General features: G+C 73.7%; 16 protein-coding genes and 1 tRNA gene. 4 read left to right on the top strand and 13 right to left on the bottom strand.

Annotation, left to right across the window (positions count from 1 at the left end; translation table 11 throughout):
• Positions 1–551: 551 nt before the first annotated feature.
• The 11 genes from FRAAL_RS09925 to FRAAL_RS09875 form a co-directional block, all read right to left on the bottom strand.
• Entirely contained in the window at positions 552–1,037 is a 486-nt protein-coding gene (locus tag FRAAL_RS09925) for a bifunctional nuclease family protein (RefSeq protein ID WP_009739504.1), read from the bottom strand.
• Positions 1,038–1,195: 158 nt separating this feature from the next.
• Positions 1,196–1,969, bottom strand: coding sequence for a transcriptional regulator FtsR (gene ftsR / locus FRAAL_RS09920; RefSeq protein WP_011603439.1), 774 nt, complete (start codon positions 1,967–1,969; stop codon positions 1,196–1,198).
• A gap of 16 nt (positions 1,970–1,985) precedes the next feature.
• Positions 1,986–2,531 carry an FHA domain-containing protein gene (locus tag FRAAL_RS09915; RefSeq protein WP_009739506.1) on the bottom strand — a complete coding sequence of 182 codons (546 nt, stop codon included), beginning with the start codon at positions 2,529–2,531 and terminating at the stop codon, positions 1,986–1,988.
• A gap of 294 nt (positions 2,532–2,825) precedes the next feature.
• Positions 2,826–3,206, bottom strand: a complete 381-nt coding sequence (gene gcvH, locus FRAAL_RS09910; RefSeq protein WP_041939094.1) for a glycine cleavage system protein GcvH — start codon at positions 3,204–3,206, stop codon at positions 2,826–2,828.
• Positions 3,207–3,302: 96 nt separating this feature from the next.
• Entirely contained in the window at positions 3,303–4,526 is a 1,224-nt protein-coding gene (locus tag FRAAL_RS34750) for a DUF881 domain-containing protein (protein ID WP_083866743.1), read from the bottom strand.
• Between the two features lie 2 nt (positions 4,527–4,528).
• Complete coding sequence (locus tag FRAAL_RS09900; RefSeq protein ID WP_011603434.1) at positions 4,529–4,861, bottom strand: DUF1290 domain-containing protein; 333 nt, start codon at positions 4,859–4,861, stop codon at positions 4,529–4,531.
• Positions 4,858–5,718 (bottom strand): DUF881 domain-containing protein, encoded by an 861-nt coding sequence (locus FRAAL_RS09895; RefSeq protein WP_055751924.1) that lies wholly within the window; start codon positions 5,716–5,718, stop codon positions 4,858–4,860. The genes FRAAL_RS09900 and FRAAL_RS09895 overlap by 4 nt, the downstream gene beginning before the upstream one ends.
• Positions 5,719–6,062: 344 nt before the next feature.
• On the bottom strand, positions 6,063–8,546 hold the full coding sequence (locus FRAAL_RS09890; protein WP_041939093.1) for a mannose-1-phosphate guanyltransferase: 2,484 nt from the start codon (positions 8,544–8,546) through the stop codon (positions 6,063–6,065).
• Positions 8,547–8,564: 18 nt separating this feature from the next.
• Positions 8,565–9,218 carry a cardiolipin synthase ClsA gene (clsA, locus tag FRAAL_RS09885; protein ID WP_011603431.1) on the bottom strand — a complete coding sequence of 218 codons (654 nt, stop codon included), beginning with the start codon at positions 9,216–9,218 and terminating at the stop codon, positions 8,565–8,567.
• 286 nt (positions 9,219–9,504) lie between these two features.
• A complete protein-coding gene (locus tag FRAAL_RS09880) occupies positions 9,505–10,614 on the bottom strand; it encodes a C40 family peptidase (RefSeq protein ID WP_041939092.1) in 1,110 nt (369 codons plus the stop codon).
• An 885-nt stretch (positions 10,615–11,499) separates the two neighbouring features.
• Complete coding sequence (locus tag FRAAL_RS09875; RefSeq protein ID WP_157734444.1) at positions 11,500–12,627, bottom strand: class F sortase; 1,128 nt, start codon at positions 12,625–12,627, stop codon at positions 11,500–11,502.
• Between the two features lie 354 nt (positions 12,628–12,981).
• Here FRAAL_RS09875 and FRAAL_RS09870 point away from each other — a divergent pair, with 354 nt between their 5' ends.
• The 3 genes from FRAAL_RS09870 to FRAAL_RS09860 all read left to right on the top strand — a co-directional run bounded on the left by FRAAL_RS09870 (position 12,982) and on the right by FRAAL_RS09860 (position 15,757).
• Complete coding sequence (locus FRAAL_RS09870; protein WP_041939091.1) at positions 12,982–13,593, top strand: hypothetical protein; 612 nt, start codon at positions 12,982–12,984, stop codon at positions 13,591–13,593.
• A gap of 162 nt (positions 13,594–13,755) precedes the next feature.
• Positions 13,756–13,829 (top strand) — tRNA-Pro (locus FRAAL_RS09865).
• 980 nt (positions 13,830–14,809) lie between these two features.
• Positions 14,810–15,757 (top strand): alpha/beta hydrolase, encoded by a 948-nt coding sequence (locus FRAAL_RS09860; protein ID WP_011603426.1) that lies wholly within the window; start codon positions 14,810–14,812, stop codon positions 15,755–15,757.
• Between the two features lie 71 nt (positions 15,758–15,828).
• Here the strand turns inward: FRAAL_RS09860 and FRAAL_RS09855 are convergent, their stop codons facing one another.
• Entirely contained in the window at positions 15,829–16,395 is a 567-nt protein-coding gene (locus tag FRAAL_RS09855) for a TetR family transcriptional regulator (RefSeq protein ID WP_011603425.1), read from the bottom strand.
• 87 nt (positions 16,396–16,482) lie between these two features.
• On the opposite strand from FRAAL_RS09855, the gene FRAAL_RS09850 reads away from it, so the two are divergent.
• Positions 16,483–17,394: an SDR family oxidoreductase gene (locus tag FRAAL_RS09850; RefSeq protein WP_041939090.1), complete on the top strand. Its 912-nt coding sequence runs from the start codon at positions 16,483–16,485 to the stop codon at positions 17,392–17,394.
• Positions 17,395–17,799: 405 nt separating this feature from the next.
• On the opposite strand, the gene der is transcribed toward FRAAL_RS09850, so the two are convergent.
• Positions 17,800–19,290 (bottom strand): ribosome biogenesis GTPase Der, encoded by a 1,491-nt coding sequence (der, locus tag FRAAL_RS09845; RefSeq protein WP_231861597.1) that lies wholly within the window; start codon positions 19,288–19,290, stop codon positions 17,800–17,802.
• Positions 19,291–19,332 lie beyond the last annotated feature (42 nt).

Here is a 19,332-nt window from a genome sequence, read left to right as displayed (position 1 = left end):
CACCTCCCCGGCAAGGGTCAGTGCCGGAGCACGTTCGTCCGCTGACGCGTCCACCACGGGCACGGGCGGCCACGAGCTCCGGGATCGGGTTCCTCCGACCGTAGGAGCGACGTGCGGTTCCTTCAATGATCTAAGCCGGCGTGTCCGTAGTCCAGCGGACATCACTGGCCAGATCGGACAAAAAGGAATCGCATCGGAGCGGTCATGGCCGGACTCGTCCCACACCGGGCCCGCCCGCCCGGAGCGAAGGGCCGCCGAAACCCACCAGGCCAGGGGAAAGGAGCCCGCGGTCCGGCCCGGGCGGGACCACACCCGCCCCCGTGCGTGGTGGACCCGCGAACGGGGTGCGGTGGGCCCGCGAACGGGGTGCGGCGCGCGCCTCCATCCCCCCGACGGGGCACCCGGTTCGGGCCACCCGCGCCACGAGGGCCGCCGTGAAGCTGCTGAAAGGGCAGGTCAAGGGCGCGCAGGGACGGGGACCGGCGCCGAGGTGACCGCAGGCATGCTGACGCCGCCCCGCGGCAGCTCGTCGCCGCGGGGCGGAGGCGGGCTCAGGAGCCGGGCGTGTTGAAGTCCTCGGGAGAGATCGTGTCCAGGAACTCCCGGAACTTCTCCAGCTCGCTCTCCTGTTCCTGCTCCTGCTCCTCGGGGACCGTGATCCCGGCCTCCGCCAGGACGGCCTCGACGCCGTAGACCGGCGCCCCCATCCGCATCGCCAGCGCGATCGCGTCGGACGGGCGGGCGGAGACCTCCACCCCGTTGCCGAACACGAGGGTGGCGAAGAAGACGCCGTCCTGCAGGTCCGTGATCGTCACCCGGGTCAGGTCCGTCTGCAGCGCCCGCAACACGTCCCGCATCAGGTCATGGGTCATGGGTCGAGCCGTCGTGATGCCCTCCTGGGCGAAGGCGATCGCGGTCGCCTCGACGGCGCCGATCCAGATGGGCAGATACCGCTCACCGCCCACCTCCTTGAGCAGGACGATCGGCTGCTTCGACGGAAGCTCGACTCGCACGCCGACGATGTCCAGCCGATGCACCGATCTACCTCCTCGCGCAGGTGGGGCAGGGCGGGATGATGTGACCGGAGCCAGAAAACCCCACAGGGGAGACAGTATCCCCGCATCCGCCCGGCGTCAGCGCGCCCACCGGTTCCGCTGCCCGGCAGGGCACTTCGGCCCCGGCCCCGACCACCCGGTCAGCTCGACCGACCGGCCGCCAGCCGGGACCGCAGCAGGGCCGCATGCAGCCGGACCAGCAAGGCCGCCAGCTCATCGGCGGTCTCCGCCTGCCGCCCGGCGTTGTCCGAGCCGCGCTGGCCCCGCAGCGGAGCGGTGGCGGCCTCGATGAGACCAGCCTCACGATCGGCCACCGTCCGGGCGGCCCGCAGATGCCGGGCCTGCACGCCGTGCCCGGCGAGCAGCGCGACCGTGCGCGCGACGACCACGGCGTCGGAGTCGTAGTACCCGCCGCCCGCGATCGGGGCGACCAGGCCGTGGCGCTCCAGGTCCGCCAGCTCCTCCTCGTCGAGCCCCACGGCCGCCAGGAGCTCCCGGCGGGACATCCTGACCCTTTCCACCCCGAGGATGGCGTCCAGGCCGCCAGGAGCCGGATGCGGGGGCACCGCACGGGGGCCGGGGCGGTGCACCGGCGTCTCCCCGCGGTCGAGGGAGGCCAGCTCCTCCTTGATGACGCGCAGCGGGAGGAACCGCTCCCGCTGCGCGTGCAGGACGTACCGGAGCCGGGCCACGTCGTCGGCCGAGTACTTGCGGTAGTTCGCGCTCGTACGAGCCGGCTCGACGAGCCCCTCCGCCTCCAGATAACGGATCTTCGACAGGGTGATGTCGGCGAAGTCGGCCCGCAGCCGCTCCAGGACCTGGCCGATGTTGAGCACCTTCGCGCCCGAACCGGACCGGTCCCGACCGGGCCCGTTCGGGCGCGGGGCCGGCGACGCCGCAGCGAAGCCGCTCACCGTGGGTCCCTCCCGCTCACCGCGCCGCTGACCCCCCGTAGCTCGCCCCGGTCAGGAACACCAGCCGGAACTTCCCGATCTGCACCTCGTCGCCGCTGGTCAGCTCGGCGGAGTCGATGCGCTCCCGGTTGAGGTACGTGCCGTTGAGGCTGCCGACGTCGCGCACCGAGAAGCCCTTGGTGTACGGCGAGCGGTGGAACTCCGCGTGCCGGCGCGAGACGGTGACGTCGTCGAGGAAGATGTCGCTCTCGGGATGACGCCCGACGGTGGTCATGTCGGCGTCCAGCAGGAACCGGCTGCCGGCGTTCGGCCCGCGCTTGACGACCAGCAGCGCCGAACCGGGCGGCAGCGCGTCGACGGCGGCGACGGCGTCGCGCTCCGTCGACTCGTCGACGTGATCGCCCTCGATCCCGGAGAGCGCGGCGGCCAGATTCAGCGTCGATGTCTGTTCGGCGGGCCGCTCCGGCGCCACGGGCTCACCCGGACGTACCAGAGGGGACCCGCACCGCGCGCAATACAGCGCGTCGGACGGGTTCTGCTGTCCGCACCTCGTGCAGAACACAGTCGCGTCCGCTTCCTGCCGGGACCCCGCGTGAGCGAGGTTCGCCAGCCGCCTCGGCCGCCGCCGGACAGGCGGCGGGAACGTCTCTACCAGCACTTGCGATGGTGGTAGCCAGACGTCCTCAGCCCACCCCCACCACCGGGATGATCACATGCCGACGGCTGGGCCGTCCACGACCGTGCCCCGGTGCACCCCGAGGCTAGTGCATCGGGGGCACGCTCGTGAAAAGGGTGCGACCCGTGTTGTTCGGCGTGGCGTCACCCACCGCCCGCCATCGGGACACAGCCGATACCGTCAGTGCTCCTTCACGTGCTCCGTGTACTCGCCGGCGTCCAGCAGACCCTCGAGGGCGCCGGTGTCCGTGAACGTGAACTCGACCAGCCAGCCGTCCCCGTACGGATCGGAGTTGATCAACTCGGGCGCGTTCACCAACGCCTCGTTGCAGGCAGTGATCTCACCGCCGGCCGGCGCGTAGATCTCCGAGACGCTCTTGGTCGACTCGACCTCGCCGAAGGGCTCCCCCGCCGCGGCGGTGGTGCCGACCTCGGGCAGCTGCACGAACACGATGTCGCCCAGCGCCTCCTGCGCGTAGGCGGTGATGCCCACCCGGGCCGTGCTCCCGGTGAGCCGGATCCACTCGTGCTCACGGGTGTACTTCAGGTCGTCCGGGTACACCGGAGATCGCCTCCCCTTGATCCGCATCACTCCGACCAGCGCCGGCGGGAGCCGTGGAGCCGGCCCCGTCGCCAGACGACCCGCGCGGCGGCGGAGCTATCCGGCCGGGCGAGCGTAGCGGGGACTGGGCGCGGGCCGCAGCGCACGGATCTCCAGGTGCCCGAAGGTCCGGACGCTGGCCTGCGCCCCGTCCCGCGCCGCTACCGTATCGAGCACCCCACCCGGGATCCGCAGCGCCTGGTCGAGGGTGTGGGCATCACCGACCACCCGCAGGACGTACGGCGCGGCGACCGACGTCCCGTCCACGATCAGCCCGTGCCCCGGCTCGTCGGCGATGTAGGTCGACACGATCGCCCGCACCCCGGCGATCTCGATGGCCTCCGCGCCCGCGTCGCGCAGTTCCTGCAGCGCGTCGACGAGCACCGAGGCGTCGACCGCCCGGTGGGGGTCCCGGATGGTCAGCTCCAGCCCGGGCCCGCCGACCGGCACCGTCCCGGCCAGGATCGCCAGCTCGTCGGCCCGCGCACGCTCGGCGTCCGCCCCGCCAGCGGCACCGGCGCCGGCCCCGGCGCCCGACGCCGCATCCGCTGTGGCCCCCGGCCCGCGGCCCGGCCCCGAGCTCCCGCCCGGTGCCGGCGACGCCCCGGGCGATGCCGCCCCACCCGCGCCGGCTGCCTCGCGGCGCAGGCGCGCCTCCTGCGACGCGAGCGCCCGATCCTCGGCGCCGATCGCGCCGAGGCTGGCGGCGAGCTCGTCCGGGCGGGCCGTGGCCAGGGAGAACGAGGGGTCCGCCGAACGCGCCGCGACGACCCCGCCGAAGCCGAGCGCGGCCAGCAGGACGAGGGTCACCGCCCGGCTCAGCCGCATCCCGCGAGGCCTCGGTCCCGCCCCGGACGGCGCGGCAGCCGCCGCCGCGGCCACGTCGCCGATGCCCGGCTCAGGCCCCGGGCCGGCGGGCTCGGGGCCGGCGGGCTCGGGGCCGGCGGGCTCGGGGCCGGCGGGCTCGGGGCCGGCGGGCTCGGGGCCGGCGGGCTCGGGGCCGGCGGGCTCGGGGCCGGCGGGCTCGGGGGCGGCGGGCTCGGGGGCGGCGGGCTCGGGGGCGGCGGGCTCTCGGCTGTCAGGCTCCGGGACGGCGGACTCGGGGCTGTCGGGCTCCGGGACGGCGGACTCCGGGACAGCGGGCTGTGCGGCGTCGGACTGTGCGGCGGCGGGCTCGCCGGACGCCGGCGGCGCCGGGTCCGTGCGGGCGCCGGCAGGCGGCTCGGCCGAGGACTCGCCGGCGGACTCGGGTCGCGGGGGCTGCGCCGCGCTCGCCGTCATCGTCAGAGCCTGATCAGCGCACGGCGCAGGACCGTCGCGGTCGTGAAGATCCGGATGCCCAGCACGACGACGACCGCCGTCGACAGCGCACCGCCGAAGCCGATCAGATCGCCGAGCAGCACGAGCAGAACGGCGATCACCACGTTGGAGAGGAAGGAGACGATGAACTCCCGGTCGTCGAACGTCCGCTCGACCAGCGATCGCGCGGCGCCGAGGGCGGCGTCGACCGCCGCGACGACCGCGACCGGCAGATAGGGGTCCAACCAGTCCGGGGCACTCGGTCCCAGCAGCAGTCCGGCCACCACACCGAGCACGAGGGCCAGCAGGGCAATCATGATCCGCTCCGTCGGGCATGGCGCAGCACCGGTGACGGCGCCGCGGGCAGGGTCAGGGACGCGGCGGCGGACGCCGTCAGGGAGGTCACGGGAGAGCCGGGACGGTGGCGCAGCCGGTCGACCACCGCCGACTGATCCACCCGCCGCACCAGCCGAAGCGGGTCACCGACGGCCTCGACCGCGTACGGCGCCAGCACCGGGACAAAGTTGATCAGCACGATGTCCCCCGCCGCCCGGATCGCGCTGAGCGCCGTCAGCCGCACTCCGTTGATCGCGATCGCCTCGGCTCCGGAGATCCACAGCACGTTCACCAGGTCGGCCAGGTCGTGATCCTGGATGCGTCCCGGGGCGACCACGCCCGGGGCGGTCGTCGGGCCGGTCTGGCGCGGTCGGGGGGTGCCGGACGCCGACACCCGGGGGTCTGCGCCGCCGGAGCCGCCGGCCAGCCGGTCGGTGATGGTGATGCGCACGCCGGGGCCCGTCACGGCGGCCGAGCCCGTCACGGGTCCGAGCGCCGCGACGTCCGCGGCAGCACCGGCCTGGTCGCGCTCGGCGCGGCGGCGCTGTTCGCGGGCCACCGCGAGCTGCGACCGCAGCCGCCCGACCCGGTCCTGCGTGCCCGCCAGCGCCACGGAACGCTCGCCGACCTGCACGCGCAGGGTCGCCACGAGCCGGTCGCGGGCGTCGGCGGTGACGGCGGCACGCCGCGCCCCGATCGCGATCACCCCGCCGAGCAGCGCCAACGCCAGCACCAGCGCCACCGGCCGCAACCATCCCCGACCCCCCGGGCCCGGCTCGGCGCCCGGGCCCGGCTCGGCGCGCGGGGGGAGTCGGCGCGGCGGGTCGTCGAGGAGCATGGCGAGCTCCGCCGGCAGGGGCTCGGAGGTGCCGCGGAGCACGGCGGACCCGGGCAGTGCACAGCCGCCGGCGGGGTAAATCGCCTCTGGCCATCGCCATCCGGTCCGATCCCGCACATTCGGCATTCTGACCGACCGGCGGCCCGCCATCGCCGACCGCGGTCGTCCCGCGCGTGCCGTGGGTCGTCGGCACGCCCCCGGTTGGGCGGGGCGTGTCACCGGTGACCCGCCGGTCGCGGTACGCGCGAGGCGTGTGCGGTGCGAGGTGTATCGTCCGCCGGCTCCAGTCCGCGCGAACCGCACCGCAAGCGGCTTCACCCGGGCTCGGCCGCACTCGGCCAGGGCTACGGCGCCTCGACCACTTCGGCCCAGTGGCGCAGGAGCTGGTGGGCCTCGCTCAGGTCCGCCCCCTCGGCCCACAGGTGTGTGACGGCCTCGCTGGGATCGGGCAGCACCAGCACCCAGGAACCGTCCGGGGAGACGATGCGCACGCCGTCGGTGGTGTCCAGGGTCTGGCCGGCGTCGGGATCGACGGACTCCACGATGCGCCGCATGACCGTGCCCTTCGCCGCCCAGGGGGTGGGCACGGAGCGGCGCAGGATGGCGATGGACGGGATCCGGGCGTCGATCGCGGACAGCGTCAGCCGGGTCCGCGCGACGAGGGTCAGCAGCTTCACGAACGCCGCGAGCCCGTCGATGGCGGGGGCGAACTCGCCGACGACGAAGCCGCCCCGGCCGTCGGCGGCGAACACGACGCCCTCCTCGCGGGCGACGCGGGTCAGGGCCGCCGCCGACAGGGAGGTCCGCCGCACGGTCAGTCCGTGGAAGTGGGTCACCTGGTCGGCCACCCGGGTGGTGGTGACCGGCAGGGCGACCTCGGCGCCCCGGTTCTCGGCGGCCACGAGGTCGAGGAAGACCAACAGCGCCCGGTCGTCGATGAGGTCGCCCCGCTCGTCGACGATGGCGATGCGCTCGCCGACGTGGTCGAAGCGCACCCCGAAGGCCGCGCCGGAGCTGGCGACCAGCGCGCCGAGGCGGTCGGTCGCCCGCAGGTCGTCGGCGGCGCTGTGCGCAGGGATGATCTCGTCGACCCGCCCGTTGACGGTCAGCACGTCGACGCCGAGCCGGCCGAGCAGGGTGGGCAGCACGAGCGAGGCGGAGCCGCCGGACGGATCGACGACGATCTTCAGGTCCGCCTCGGCGAGGCCGGTGGTGTCGACGCGGTCGAGCAGGTCCTGGATGTAGAGGTCCAGGGTGCGGGCGGGGAAGCGCAGGTCGCCGATCTCGCCGGGGAAGGCGCGGCGGAAGTCCTGCCGGGAGAAGACCCGGTCGAGCTTGCGCTGGGCGGCCGGGGACAGGTCGTCGCCGTCGGCGTCGAGGAAGAGGATGTCGATGCGTTCGGGGTCGCCCGGGGCGGTGCGCACCATGATCCCGCCGGCCGCGTTGGAGGAGCGGACGTCGAACCGGGTGACGGGCATCGGCGACACCTCGAGGTCGCGGATGTTGATGGCCCCGGCGGTCAGCGCGCTGATGACGGCCCGTTTGAGAGCGCGGGCGGCCCGCGAACCGTCGCGCGCCGTGGTGACGGTGGCGCCCTTCTTCAGGGTCGTGGCGTAGGCGCCGGCGATGCGCACGACGAGCTCGGGGGTGATCTCGGCGTTGATCAGGCCGGACACGCCGCGCGGGCCGAACAGGGAACGCTGCCCGCGGGACTCCCAGATGACCGAGGTGTTGACGACCGCCCCGGCCTCGATCGTCTTGAACGGGTAGACCTTCACGTCGTGGGAGACGAACGCCTCCTCCCGCACGACGCACTCGTCGCCGATGACGGCGCCCTCCTCGATCCGGGCCGCCCGCAGCACGTCGGTGCTCTTGCCGATCACGCAGCCGCGCAGGTTGGTCTGCGGACCGATCAGCGCGTTGTCCTGGACGATCGCCCGGTGCAGGAAGGCACCGCTCTTGACCAGGACGTTGCTGCCGAGCACCGTGAACTCGCGCAGCTCGGCGCCGGCCTCGACCTTGCTGTAGTCGCCGACGACGAGCGGGCCCTTGAGGATGGCGTCGGGGTGCACCTCGGCGTCCTCGCCGACCCACACGCCGGGCGAGACCTCGAAGCCGTCGATCTCGACGTCGACCTGCCGGTTGAGCACGTCGGCCTGGGCGCGCAGGAAGCTCGCGATGGTGCCGACGTCCTCCCAGTAGCCGGCCGCGACGTAACCGAACACCGGCGCGCCGGCCTCGACGAGGCGGGGGAAGACGTCGCCGGACCAGTCGACCGCCTCGCCGGGCGGCACGTGCGCGAGGACCTCGGGTTCCATCACGTAGATCCCGGTGTTGACCGTGTCGGAGAAGACCTGCCCCCAGGTCGGCTTCTCCAGGAAGCGCTGGATGCGCCCGTCCTCGCCGGTGATGACGATGCCGAACTCCAGCGGGTCGGGCACCGACTTGAGCGCCACGGTGACGAGTGCGCCCTGGCGGCGGTGGAAGGCGACGAGGTCGGTGAGGTCGATGTCGGTCAGCGCGTCGCCGCTGATGACGAGGAACGCCTCGTCACGCAGGGCGTCCTCGGCGTTCTTCACGCTGCCGGCGGTGCCCAGCGGGGTCGTCTCGGTGGCGTAGGACAGGTGCATGCCGAGCTCGTCGCCGGCGCCGAAGTAGGTGCGGATCATCGAGGCCAGGAACTGGACCGTCACGACCGTCTCGTCGAAGCCGTGCCGCTTGAGCAGCCGCAGCACATGCTCCATGATCGGACGGTTGACGACGGGCAGCAGCGGCTTGGGCAGGTTGGCGGTCAGGGGACGCAGCCGGGTGCCCTCGCCGCCCGCCATGACGACGGCTCTCACCGCTTACCTCCCGCTCTCGCCGGCCCCGGGGTGGGCACCGGTCCGGGTGTGGGCCCGGTAGCGCCGGGCGAGCTGGCCGGCCTGGACGAAGTAGAGCAGGCCGGACCACCAGTACAGAGCAGTACCCCAGATCGCGAACGCCCATCCGAGCGGGCGGGCCGCGGTCGCCAGCCACGAGTCACCGGCGGAGAGCAGCAACAGCGGGAAGGCGTAGAGCAGGTTGAACGTCGCCGCCTTGCCCAGGTAGTGCACGGGCAGGGCGACCCCCGCGCCGATGCGCCGCAGCAGCGGCGGCAGGGCGAGCAGCGCCACGTCGCGGGCCAGCAGCAGGACGGCCAGCCAGATCGGCACGATCTCGCGCACGGTCAGCGCGATGATCGTGGACAGGATGTAGAGGCGGTCGGCGAGCGGGTCGAGCAGCACGCCGAGGCGGCTGGTCTGGTTGAGCGCGCGGGCGAGCTTGCCGTCGAGGTAGTCGCTGACCCCGGCGAACGCGAGGATCCCCAGCGCCGCGCCGTCCGCCTCCGGCCCGAGCACCAGCCAGAGGAACACCGGCACGCCGAGCAGCCGCAGTGCCGACAGCGCGTTGGGGATCGTCCACACCCGGTCCGGCGGCACCGGCTCGGACGCCGTGGGCTGCGGGGTGGGCGCGGTCATGCGACGTCCCTCCTCCACCGGCGCTTCGACCGGCTCGGCGGCAGGTGCCGCGGGGTGCGGTGAGCGGGCGCCCACCGCGCCCGGTGCACCCGCGGGTTTGCCCCGCGGGCACGGCGCCGCCGGGGCCGCCCGGTCGCGCGTGGGCCGCCCGATCGGCAGTCCGGACAGCGCTGACGCTAGCGGATGGCCGTCGCCACGGGTCCGTCGGACCCGGCAGGGCCGCTCGGCACGGCTGCCCGGCACCGCCCCGCGCGGATCGGCGTCGCCCGGCGCCGAGCCGGCGCCGTCAGTGGATGCGGCCGACCTTGTAGGTGGAGCTGTAGATCGGACGCAGCGAGACGACGCCGCCGGTCTGCGGCGCGGCCCACATGTAGCCGTTCCCGGCGTAGATGCCGACATGGTAGATGTTGCCCGGGGTGCCGTAGAAGATCAGGTCGCCGGGCTGCTTGCCGGACTGCGGCACCTTCGTCGAGACGTTGTACTGCCCCTGCGCGGTGCGCGGCAGGGACCGGCCGAGCTGCTTGAACACGTACTGGACCAGGCCCGAGCAGTCGAAGGAGTAGGGCCCCTCGGCGCCCCACACGTACGGCTTGCCCTTGTTCAGCGAGGCCAGGTAGACGGCCTTCTCGCCGATCGAACTGCCCGGGATCACCGTGGGGATGGCCTGGTCGATGACCGACCCGGAACCGGAACCGGAGCCGAACCCGCCGAGCCCGCCCGCGCCCCGCACCGGGCTGGCGATCGTCACGGTGGCGGCGCCGGCGAGGGATGGCCGCAGCGCGCTCGACCCGTCGAAGACGGCGGTGATGGTCGTGGTGGACAGCAGCCGGGCGGTGATCTGGGCGGTCCCGTTGGCGTCGGTGTGCAGGCGCGTCGAGGTCTGCCACTGCGGCCCGTTCACGACCACGATGCGAACGTCCTGGCCCGACAGGGGGGCGCCGGTGTCGGCCTCGGTGGCGCGCACCGTCAGCACGACGGGGGTGTTCGGCGCGACGGTCGACTTGTCCGCGCTGATGGAGACGTTGGTGAACACCGGGTCGTGGTCGGCGATCGCGGTGGCCAGCGGCGCGAGGGTGCGCGCCCCGGTCAGGTCGCCGACGTCCCCGTGCCCGTGCCCGTGCCCGTCGACCATCGCGGCCTCGTGGATCGGCGTGCCCGCGTCCAGGGAGGCCGCACCGTCGGTCCCGGCAGGCACGGTCGCGGCGAAGGCGGCCGTCGACGCGGCGAGCGTCCCGGTCGTGAACGCGGCGATGGTGGCGGCCCGCCGGGGCGGAGGGGTGGTACGGCGGCGGACCGCGCCGGAGCCTGAGGAGGCGCGGGGCGCCGGCGGCCGCTGGCGGCTGCGAACGAACTGTTCCCAGTCCTCCGGTAGCCAGGCCATACCACGACGGGGCAAGGCGTGTCCTTCCCGTGCGCCTACGAGGTGAGCTGCCGGGAGTCGGGCCGGGGAGCCCGGTGCCGGCCGCGCGGACCTATCGGCTCCACCCCTGGGGACGGCGCCGCCTGCGGCAGCCACCTCCAGGACCATGGGTCCCCCGCGCCTGCCCCGACATACTCGGAGGGGCCGCCGAACCGGGGGCAGGACTAGGCGCATCGGTCCGACGGGTATCGCTGTTCGCATGGCACGTAACCAGCACTTCATATTCCAGACTGCGATGAACGGCCGGAACAGAAGTGCTGTCGACGACCATAATGGACATACCAGCAGGGTCGGCAACCACCCCGAACCCAACGCTCGGACACGCCACCGGAAAGCACCCCCTCCTCAGCAAGATGTGCCACCGCACTCACGTCTCGTGACGACGGTCGGGCTGCGACACCCCTCGACCCCTGCCGCCGTGACAGTCGGTTGGGTGGGCCGCGACCAGCGGTGTACTGATCCGCGTCTCGGGTGACGCTGCGCAGGTGATCCGGCGAGCCACCCCGGGGCGGCCGGAATCGGGGTCCCCGCCGGTTCCGCGAACCGCGGGAAAGGCATCGTTCCGGGACCGGACGGGCCGCCGCCACGCCCTTGCCGGACGCCGTAGGCGTATCGAAGGACGGGTGTCCTCCCGCCCCGCGCGGCGCCGGCGAAAAGCGGAACGGTCAGCCGCCGGATCGACCCGGGGGAATTCCCTCACCCTCGCCCTCGCCGTCACCGCCGCGAGGCCGCCGGCGTGGGCCGGGGACATCCGCTACCCCTGCCGCCGCCGGGCCGCCGGTGCGGCTCAGGGAGTCCCCGCGGCCGCGCCCGCACCCGCTGCGGGGACGCCCGGTGCCGCCGGGACCGCACCGCCGGGACCTACCGGAACGGACCCCCCGCCGCCGGTGACCCACCGCCCGAACTCGCGCCCGGCAGCACCAACGTGCCAGCATGCGCCGTCGAAGCGGGAACCGCGGCGGCGCCTGCGGGCGGCACGGCGGCCGCGCCGGCCGGCGGGCGGGCGGCCCGAGCGGGCGGGACGGCGGGCGCGTGGGTGAGTGCGCCCGCCGCGCCGGCCGACGGGCCGGTACCGCCACCGGCCGGCGCAACGGCCGCGGTGCGGGTCGGCCCGATGGCGGCGCCCGGCGGGACGCTGCCCAGCGGGGCGCTGCCCAGCGGGGCGCTGCTCGGCGGGGCGGCCGGCTTCCCGCCCGTCGCCGGCGCCGCCGGGGCGGGTCCCGCGGGCGCGCCGGGAGCGGGGCCCGCGAACGTGTCCGCATGCGCGTAGACCACGACGTTGTTGAGGTAGTGCTTGGTCTTGTGGTCGAAGGCGCCGCCGCAGGTGATCAGGCGCAGCTCCGGCCGGGCCACCGGTCCGTAGACGCGCTGGCTCGGGAACGCCGCCTTCGACACGTCCTCCTTGCGGTCGACGATGAACGCCTGGGCGGCCCCGGTCCGCCCGGCGACCTCGATCCGGTCGCCGGGGACGAGCTGGGGCAGGCGGTAGAAGACCGCCGGCCCCGTGGTGGAGTCGTAGTGGCCGACGAGGACGGCCGGTCCGATGCCACCCGGCGCGGGACCGCGGTCGAACCAGCCGACGTCGCCCCACGCCTTCGGTACCGCGACCGAACCGTCCGGGCTCAGGCCGAGATGGGTGATCGGCGCGTCGATCCCCATCCGCCGGATACGCAGTCGGACGGGATCGTTGATGACGACCACCGGCTGCTCGACCAGCGCGGGCGGCAGACCGATCGCGGGTCCCGCGGAGGCCGCCGGCGGCGGGGGCGGGGGCGGCGGGATGTCCGGCAGGTCGGCCGCCGCATCCGTCCCGGAACCGCCGCGGACGGCGTCGAGTGCCGGTTCCGCCAGCCGGAATCCGCTGCCGACGATGAGCACCAGGCCCACGAGGAGCAGCCCGCGCCACAGCAGGGGGCGCCGCGTGGCCGCGGCGACGGGGACCGGTCCGCTGGCAGGCTTCCGGTGGCCGTCGTTGGTCTCGCCTTCCACAGTCCCTCCCGCCCGATCCACACGCCGCACGCCGCTGGCCGCTGGCCGTCTGCCGTACGCGCCACCGGTTCTGCCTGCGCCCCGGCCGCAGCCCCTTCACCGACCGTCACTGTAGCGAGCAAGCCGAACACAATCGGTGATCCTGCACCGACGAGCCGAGAGCCGGCCGTCGCCCACGCCCGCCATCCCGGTCGACGGCGGGACAGACCGTGAAATCCAGCCGGCCAGGCGTTTCTCGCGCCGGCCGGGCCGCTCGCACCACGCCCGGCCCGCTTGCCGCGCATCCCCACACGCAGTCGCTATGGTGTCACTCGCAGTGACAAACGGATCACCGTAAGTGAGAGAGGGGACCAGATGAAGAAGGGTATGGGCCGGAGCGCCGCCGTTCTCGCGATGTCGAGTGCAGCGAGCGTCGCCCTCACCTTCGGGCCCGGCCTGGCCGCCGCCCACGCCTTCGACGACAAGGACAGAAACAACCGTTGCGACGACAAGAAGGACGACGGTTGGGACATCTTCGGCGACAAGGGCAACAGGGACGGCAAGGACGGCCGGGACGGCCGGGACGGCTTCGACAACAGGGATGGCTTCGACAACAGGGACGGCGGTGACAAGCAGAGGCGTGCCGACAACCTGGACGGCAACCGGGACGGCCGGGACGGCCGGGACGGCAAGGACGACCGGGACGGCCGGGACGGCCGGGACGGCCGGGACGGCAAGGACGACGACTGGTTCAACTGGGATGACAAGGACAAGGACAAGGACCGCAACCGCGACTGCCCGGTCGGCGTCGTCGCCGGCGTGGGTGTCGGCGTCGTCGGCGCCGGCGGCCCGGGCGGTGTGGCCGCCGGCGGCGGCGGCATGGCCGACCGCGGGTCCTCGCCCCTGCTCCCACTGGCCGGTGCCACCGTCGGCGCCCTGCTGATCGGTGCGGGGGTGGCTCGGCGACGCGCCCAGGGTGCGGCCTGACCCTTCCCCGTCGCGGCCGGCAGCCGCACGAACACCCTCGTGGGTGATGGCCTCGGCCTGGTCCCACGCGGGGCCCGCGCACGAGGGTCGGGGGTCGCGTCGACGCTGACGCGACCCCCGGTCACCACACCCGGCCGCCGATCCGGTAATGTTGTCGACGTACGGGACGTGGCGCAGCTTGGTAGCGCACCAGACTGGGGGTCTGGGGGTCGCAGGTTCAAATCCTGTCGTCCCGACACGGGTGAGGGGTGAGGTGTGCCTGCGGAGAGCGCAGGCTGGGGCCTCACCCTTTATTCATTGCTCGGCTTCGCCTCGCGGGGCGAGGGGGAGCTTCGCTCCACCCTCGCGCTCCCCCTCCCCTCGCGGGATCGGTGGCGAAGCCCCTCGCGGGATCGGTGGCGAAGCGTGGTTGGCGGTCTTTGGCGGGACTGCTCGGGCTGAATCCCAAGGCAGCGTGGGCGGCGCTCCGCCTCGCGGGGCTCGCCGCGACTTCTTACCGTAAAGAAGATCGCCCGAACGGCGTTCGTCCCGTTCTCCCTCCGTGCGGCGGTCCTCCTTCTGTTGCCCGCCGGTCCTGGCCGGGCTCCTGTCCATCAGGCTGCCCCGGATGGTCTGATCGAGGACGAGGACCAAGCCGGCCGGTGTAATGCGCTTCAAACGCTTGGGCTGACTCGCCCCGAATTCGCAGCGGTCCTCGGGCCCGCCCTTGGCTGGGACCCCAACGGGCTCTCATGTGCCGCGGCCTCACCTTTCCTTCATGTTGACGCGCCGCACCGGTTCTTGGTGCAGATCTCGAACGATGAGCCGGACCACTGGGTGCCGCCGGACCGGTTCCGGGGCGATTTCTTCTGCCACCAGCAGTGCCGCCACATCCGGTCGTTTGCGGTGGTCGGGGGTCTGCCGGTGCGGGGCCGATTGCGGTGCGTTCTGTGCGGTCCGAGCCCGAGAACTGTGCCCACCGCACCGCAACTCCTTCCGCGCGCCGCAGCGACCGCGAGACGTGCAGGACATCGTGGCCGGCGGCTACGCGGCGTACGACGCGATCGTCCGACCCTGCTGAGCCGTCGGCAGCCGACGGCAGCGAGGCGCAGCAGACAGCGGATGGCAGCGATGGCCGCGACGCCTGTAGAAGTGACAGACAGCGCCGCTGCCCCGCACGCTCGACGCCGGATCCGGACCCGCCACCGGAGCCCGGACCCGCCCCAGGAGACAGACCTTGACCACCGGCCCCACCCCCGGCCTCGGGACCCGCCTGGCCGCCCGCGTCATGCGCACGGGTTTCACCCTCGTCGCACGCCCGCCGAAGTCCCTGCGGTTCGCCAGCGGGACGGTTGCCGACCCCGAGACCGTGACGGTGCCCACCCGGCACGGCCCCGTCCGCTGCCTGCTCTACCGGCCCGCGGGCACCGCAGCGCCCCCGCCGGTGCACGTGCAGCTCCATGGCGGCGCGTTCATCGTCCGCAGGCCCGAGCAGGACGACCACGTCTGCCGCTACCTCGCCGCCGACGTCGGCGCCGCGGTCCTCGTCCCCGACTACGACACCGCCCCCGACGTCACCTACCCCGTCGCCGAGCACCAGGCCTACGACGTGGCCGCCTGGGCCCATACGCACGGCGCCGAGCGGGGCTGGGACGGCGAACGGCTGTCCGTCGGCGGCTACAGCGCCGGCGCGAAACTCGCGATCAACGTCGTCCAGCAGGCCCGCGACGCCGGGGCGTTCCTGCCGGTCGCCCTGGCCGTCGGGTTCGGCGTCACCGACGTGGGCCTCGACCCGCACGCCCGCACCTCGCCGAAGAGGTTTCCCGCCATCGGCCCGCGGCTGCTGCGGCTTGTGCAGAAGGCCTACTTCCCCGACCCGGCCACCCGCGCCGAACCCCTCGCCTCTCCCGCGCTCGCCCCGGACCTCTCCGGCTTCCCGCCGACCCTGGTCACCACCGGCGGGCTCGACTCCCTCGAGGCCGACGGTCAGATCTTCGCCGAGAAGCTGCGCGCCACCGGGGCCGACGTCACCTATCACCGCTTCCCCGACGTCGACCACGGCTACACCCACAAGCCACCCGTCGAGACGGCCCGGGAGGCGATCACCGGACTCGGCGACCACCTCGCCCGCGCCTACGCCGCGGCCGACCCGGAGGGGCCCGCCCGTCCGGACCGACGGGTCTGACCCACGCCGACGGGTCAGACCCACGCCGACGGGGTAGTCGCCGCCGGTCTCCGTGGCGCAGCCGGCCCGGACTACTCGGCGGAGGCGATCTCCCGCAGGTGCGCCAGGGCGTCCCCGGCGATCTGCTGGAAGGGTCTGCGGGCCGGGTCGTCGATCCACTGGGTGAAGGCGACGTGCATGACGGTCGTGCCCAGGTGGGCGGCGAGGGTGGCGGCGGTGTCGCCGAATCCCCGTGCGCGCAGGGCCTGTGCCATGGCGGCGGCCAGGGAGGCCGCCTTGATCAGCTCGCGTTCCCGTAGCTCGGGGCTGGCGGCGATGATCCGGTGCCGCGGGCCGGCGAACTCGCGGACCTCCTCGAACCGGACGGCGGCGGCCTCCAGCGCCGCGGCGATCAGGCGCAGGAGCGACACGGGCGCGGGGGCGGCCTCGATGGCGGCCACCATCTGCTGCTCCAGCAACTCGGAGCCCCAGAACAGCACCTCGCGCTTGTCCGCGAAATACCGGAAGAACGTGCGCTTGGTCAGCCCGGCGCGTTGCGCGATCTCCGCGACGGTCGTCTCCTCGTACCCACGCTCGCCGTAGAGGGCCAGGGCCGCCTCCTGCAACCGCACGCGCGCATCCGGCTGCCATCTGCCCATGTGACAAGCCTAGCGATGTCACCTGGCGTCATGACCATGTTAGGGTGATGGCACCAGGTGACATCAGTCGTTCCGAGAGGGTTTCCCATGCGTGTTTTCGTGACCGGCGCGTCCGGGCACATCGGTTCGGCGGTCGTGCCCGAGCTGCTGCGGGCGGGACATCAGGTCGTGGGGCTGGCTCGTTCGGACAGCTCGGCCGAGGCACTCACGGCCGCCGGCGCCGACGTCTGCCGCGGCGACCTGGACGATCTCGACGGGCTGCGCGTGGCCGCCGCGGCGGCCGACGGCGTCATCCACCTCGCCTTCAAGCACGACCTGATGGGGGCCGGCAACTTCGCCGCCGCGGTCGCCGCCGACCTCGCCGCCATCACCGCGCTCGCATCGGCGCTCGAGGGGACGGGCAAGCCGCTGGTCACCTCCTCCGGCACGCTCATGCTCACCCTCGCGGGCATCGTCGGACGACCGGGAACCGAGGCCGACGTCGCCAGCGGCGGTCCGCGGGTCGACGCGGAGAACTTCGTGATCGGGCTCGCCGACCGCGGGGTACGGTCGTCGATCGTCCGGCTGCCTCCGATCGTGCACAGCTCGCTCGATCACCACGGCTTCGCGCACATCCTGATCGGCATCGCCCGGCAGTCCGGCGTGTCGGGCTACGTGGCAGACGGGGCCAACCGGTGGCCTTCGGTGCACACGCTCGACGCGGCACGGGTCTACCTGCTGGCCCTGCAGGACGCCCCGGCCGGGAGCCGCCTGCACGCGGTCGCGGACGAGGGCATCCCCTTCCGCGACATCGCCGCCGCCATCGGGCGCGGGGCCGGCGTCCCCACGGTCAGCATCGCCGCCTCCGACGCCGCCGAGCGCTTCGCCTTCCTCGGCGCGTTCGTCGGGGTGGACAACCCGACCTCCAGCGAGGTGACGCGGAAGCTGCTCGGATGGGAGCCTGCGCACCCAGGACTCATCGACGACCTGACGCACGGCCACTACTTCGAACAGAGCTGAGCGCGAAGACGTGCTGGATCTTGGCCGAGGTCGTCCAGCGGAAGATCTTGTGGGTGCCGATCTGGAGCCACTCGCTATGCGGGCCAGGCTGCCCCGGGATGAGGTCGCCGTAGCGCCACAGGGCTCGGCCGTCTGGTGCCCAGGTCATCCCGTACCAGCCCGGCTTCGACTGGTATCCCTTCACCCGTAACGACGGGTGGAACACGCCGGCGACCAAGCCCTCCACGAACAGAGCTCGTGCCCCCAGGAAGGCGGCGCGCTGATCGGGTCTCAGCACCGCACCAGAGATTCGGCGCCAGGCAAGGACCCACCGGGCACGCACCCCGTCGGGCAGCGTCCATCCCACGACGTTCCACGTCCGGGCAGGCACGGGACACCTGGTGCGTCCCGCGCCTGCGCCGCGGGTCAGCCGGCGGTGGGGCTGCGGCGGTCGCCGCGTTCACGGACGCGGACCGAGATGGCGATGGGTGAGCCGGCGAAGCCGAAATCCTCGCGCAGGCGGCGCTCCAGGAAGCGGCGGTAGGCCGGCTCCAGGAAGCCGGTGGTGAACACCACGAAGCGTGGGGGGCGCACGCCGGCCTGGGTGGCGAACAGGATCTTCGGCACCTTGCCGCCGCGCGCGGGCGGCGGGGTGGCGCCGACGACCTCGCCGAGCCAGGTGTTGAGCCGGCCCGTCGGGATCCGGGTGCCCCAGGACTCCAGCGCGGTGCGCAGCGCCGGGGCCAGCCGGTCGGTGGCCCGCCCGGTGCGGGCGGAGATGTTCACCCGCGGGGCCCAGGCGATCCGGCCGAGGTCGCGGTCGATCTCCCGTTCGAGGGTGTACCGGCGGTCCTCGTCGACGAGGTCCCACTTGTTGAAGGCGATGACGAGCGCCCGGCCCGCCTCGATCACCATGGTGATGACCCGCTGGTCCTGCTCGGTGAGCGGCTCGTCCGCGGCGAGCAGGACGATCGCGACCTCCGCGGCCTCCAGCGCCGCGGCCGTGCGCAGCGACGAGTAGTACTCGGCGCCGGACGCCTCGCGGATCCGCCGGCGCAGGCCGGCGGTGTCGATGAACATCCACTCCTCGCCGCCGACGGTGACGAGTTCGTCCACCGGGTCGCGGGTGGTGCCGGCCACGTCGTGGACGAGCGAGCGGCGGCTACCGGCGATCTTGTTGAGCAGGCTGGACTTGCCGACGTTGGGTCGGCCGATCAGGGCGACCCGGCGCGGGCCGTCGGTCTCGGTGAAAACCTCGCGCGGCGCCTCGGGCAGCACGGCGAGCACGGCGTCGAGCAGGTCACCGCTGCCACGGCCGTGCAGCGCCGAGACGGGGTGGGGCTCGCCGAGCCCGAGCCCCCACAGGGCGGCGGCGTCGGACTCGAACCGGTTGTCGTCGACCTTGTTCGCCACCAGGATCACCGGCAGGCCGCTGCGGTGCAGCACCCGGGCGACGGCCTCGTCGGCGTCGGTGGCCCCGGTCGTCACGTCGACGATGAACAGCACCGCGTCGGCGGTGTCGAGCGCCGCCGACGCCTGCTCGGAGACCTGCGCGGCGAGCCCGGAGGCGTCGGGTTCCCACCCGCCGGTGTCGACGAGGGTGAACCGGCGGCCGTTCCACACCGCGTCGTAGGCGATGCGGTCGCGGGTCACCCCGGGCACGTCCTCGACCACGGCGGCGCGGCGGCCGAGGATCCGGTTGACCAGCGTCGACTTGCCCACGTTGGGCCGCCCGACGACGGCCACGACCGGCTGGCCGGTGACCGGGCCCAGCTCGTCGGCTCCCAGCTCGTCGGCTCCCAGCTCGTCGGCTCCCAGCTCGTCGGCTCCCAGCTCGGCGCCTCGAAGGTCGGCGTTCCGAAGGTCGTCGCCGGATGCCGCCTCGGCGCCGTCCATCGCTGCGTCCTGTCTGCTCATCACTGCCATCACTGCCACACCTGTCGTCGGGACCGGTGATCT

The organism is Frankia alni ACN14a (assembly GCF_000058485.1).
Classification (GTDB): Bacteria; Actinomycetota; Actinomycetes; order Frankiales; family Frankiaceae; genus Frankia; species Frankia alni.
The sequence above is the reverse complement of the archived record's forward strand: the minus strand, read 5'-3'. Positions and strand labels throughout refer to the sequence as shown.

Bases quoted from the DNA above. Each gene is read 5' to 3' on its own strand.
- FRAAL_RS09855 (WP_011603425.1), bottom strand. From the start codon at position 16,395: ATGGGCAGATGGCAGCCGGATGCGCGCGTGCGGTTGCAGGAGGCGGCC.
- clsA (WP_011603431.1), bottom strand. From the start codon at position 9,218: ATGACCGCGCCCACCCCGCAGCCCACGGCGTCCGAGCCGGTGCCGCCG.
- FRAAL_RS09890 (WP_041939093.1), bottom strand. From the start codon at position 8,546: ATGGCGGGCGGCGAGGGCACCCGGCTGCGTCCCCTGACCGCCAACCTG.
- FRAAL_RS34750 (WP_083866743.1), bottom strand. From the start codon at position 4,526: ATGACGGCGAGCGCGGCGCAGCCCCCGCGACCCGAGTCCGCCGGCGAG.
- der (WP_231861597.1), bottom strand. From the start codon at position 19,290: ATGAGCAGACAGGACGCAGCGATGGACGGCGCCGAGGCGGCATCCGGC.
- FRAAL_RS09900 (WP_011603434.1), bottom strand. From the start codon at position 4,861: ATGATTGCCCTGCTGGCCCTCGTGCTCGGTGTGGTGGCCGGACTGCTG.
- FRAAL_RS09850 (WP_041939090.1), top strand. From the start codon at position 16,483: ATGCGTGTTTTCGTGACCGGCGCGTCCGGGCACATCGGTTCGGCGGTC.
- FRAAL_RS09895 (WP_055751924.1), bottom strand. From the start codon at position 5,718: ATGCTCCTCGACGACCCGCCGCGCCGACTCCCCCCGCGCGCCGAGCCG.
- FRAAL_RS09870 (WP_041939091.1), top strand. From the start codon at position 12,982: ATGAAGAAGGGTATGGGCCGGAGCGCCGCCGTTCTCGCGATGTCGAGT.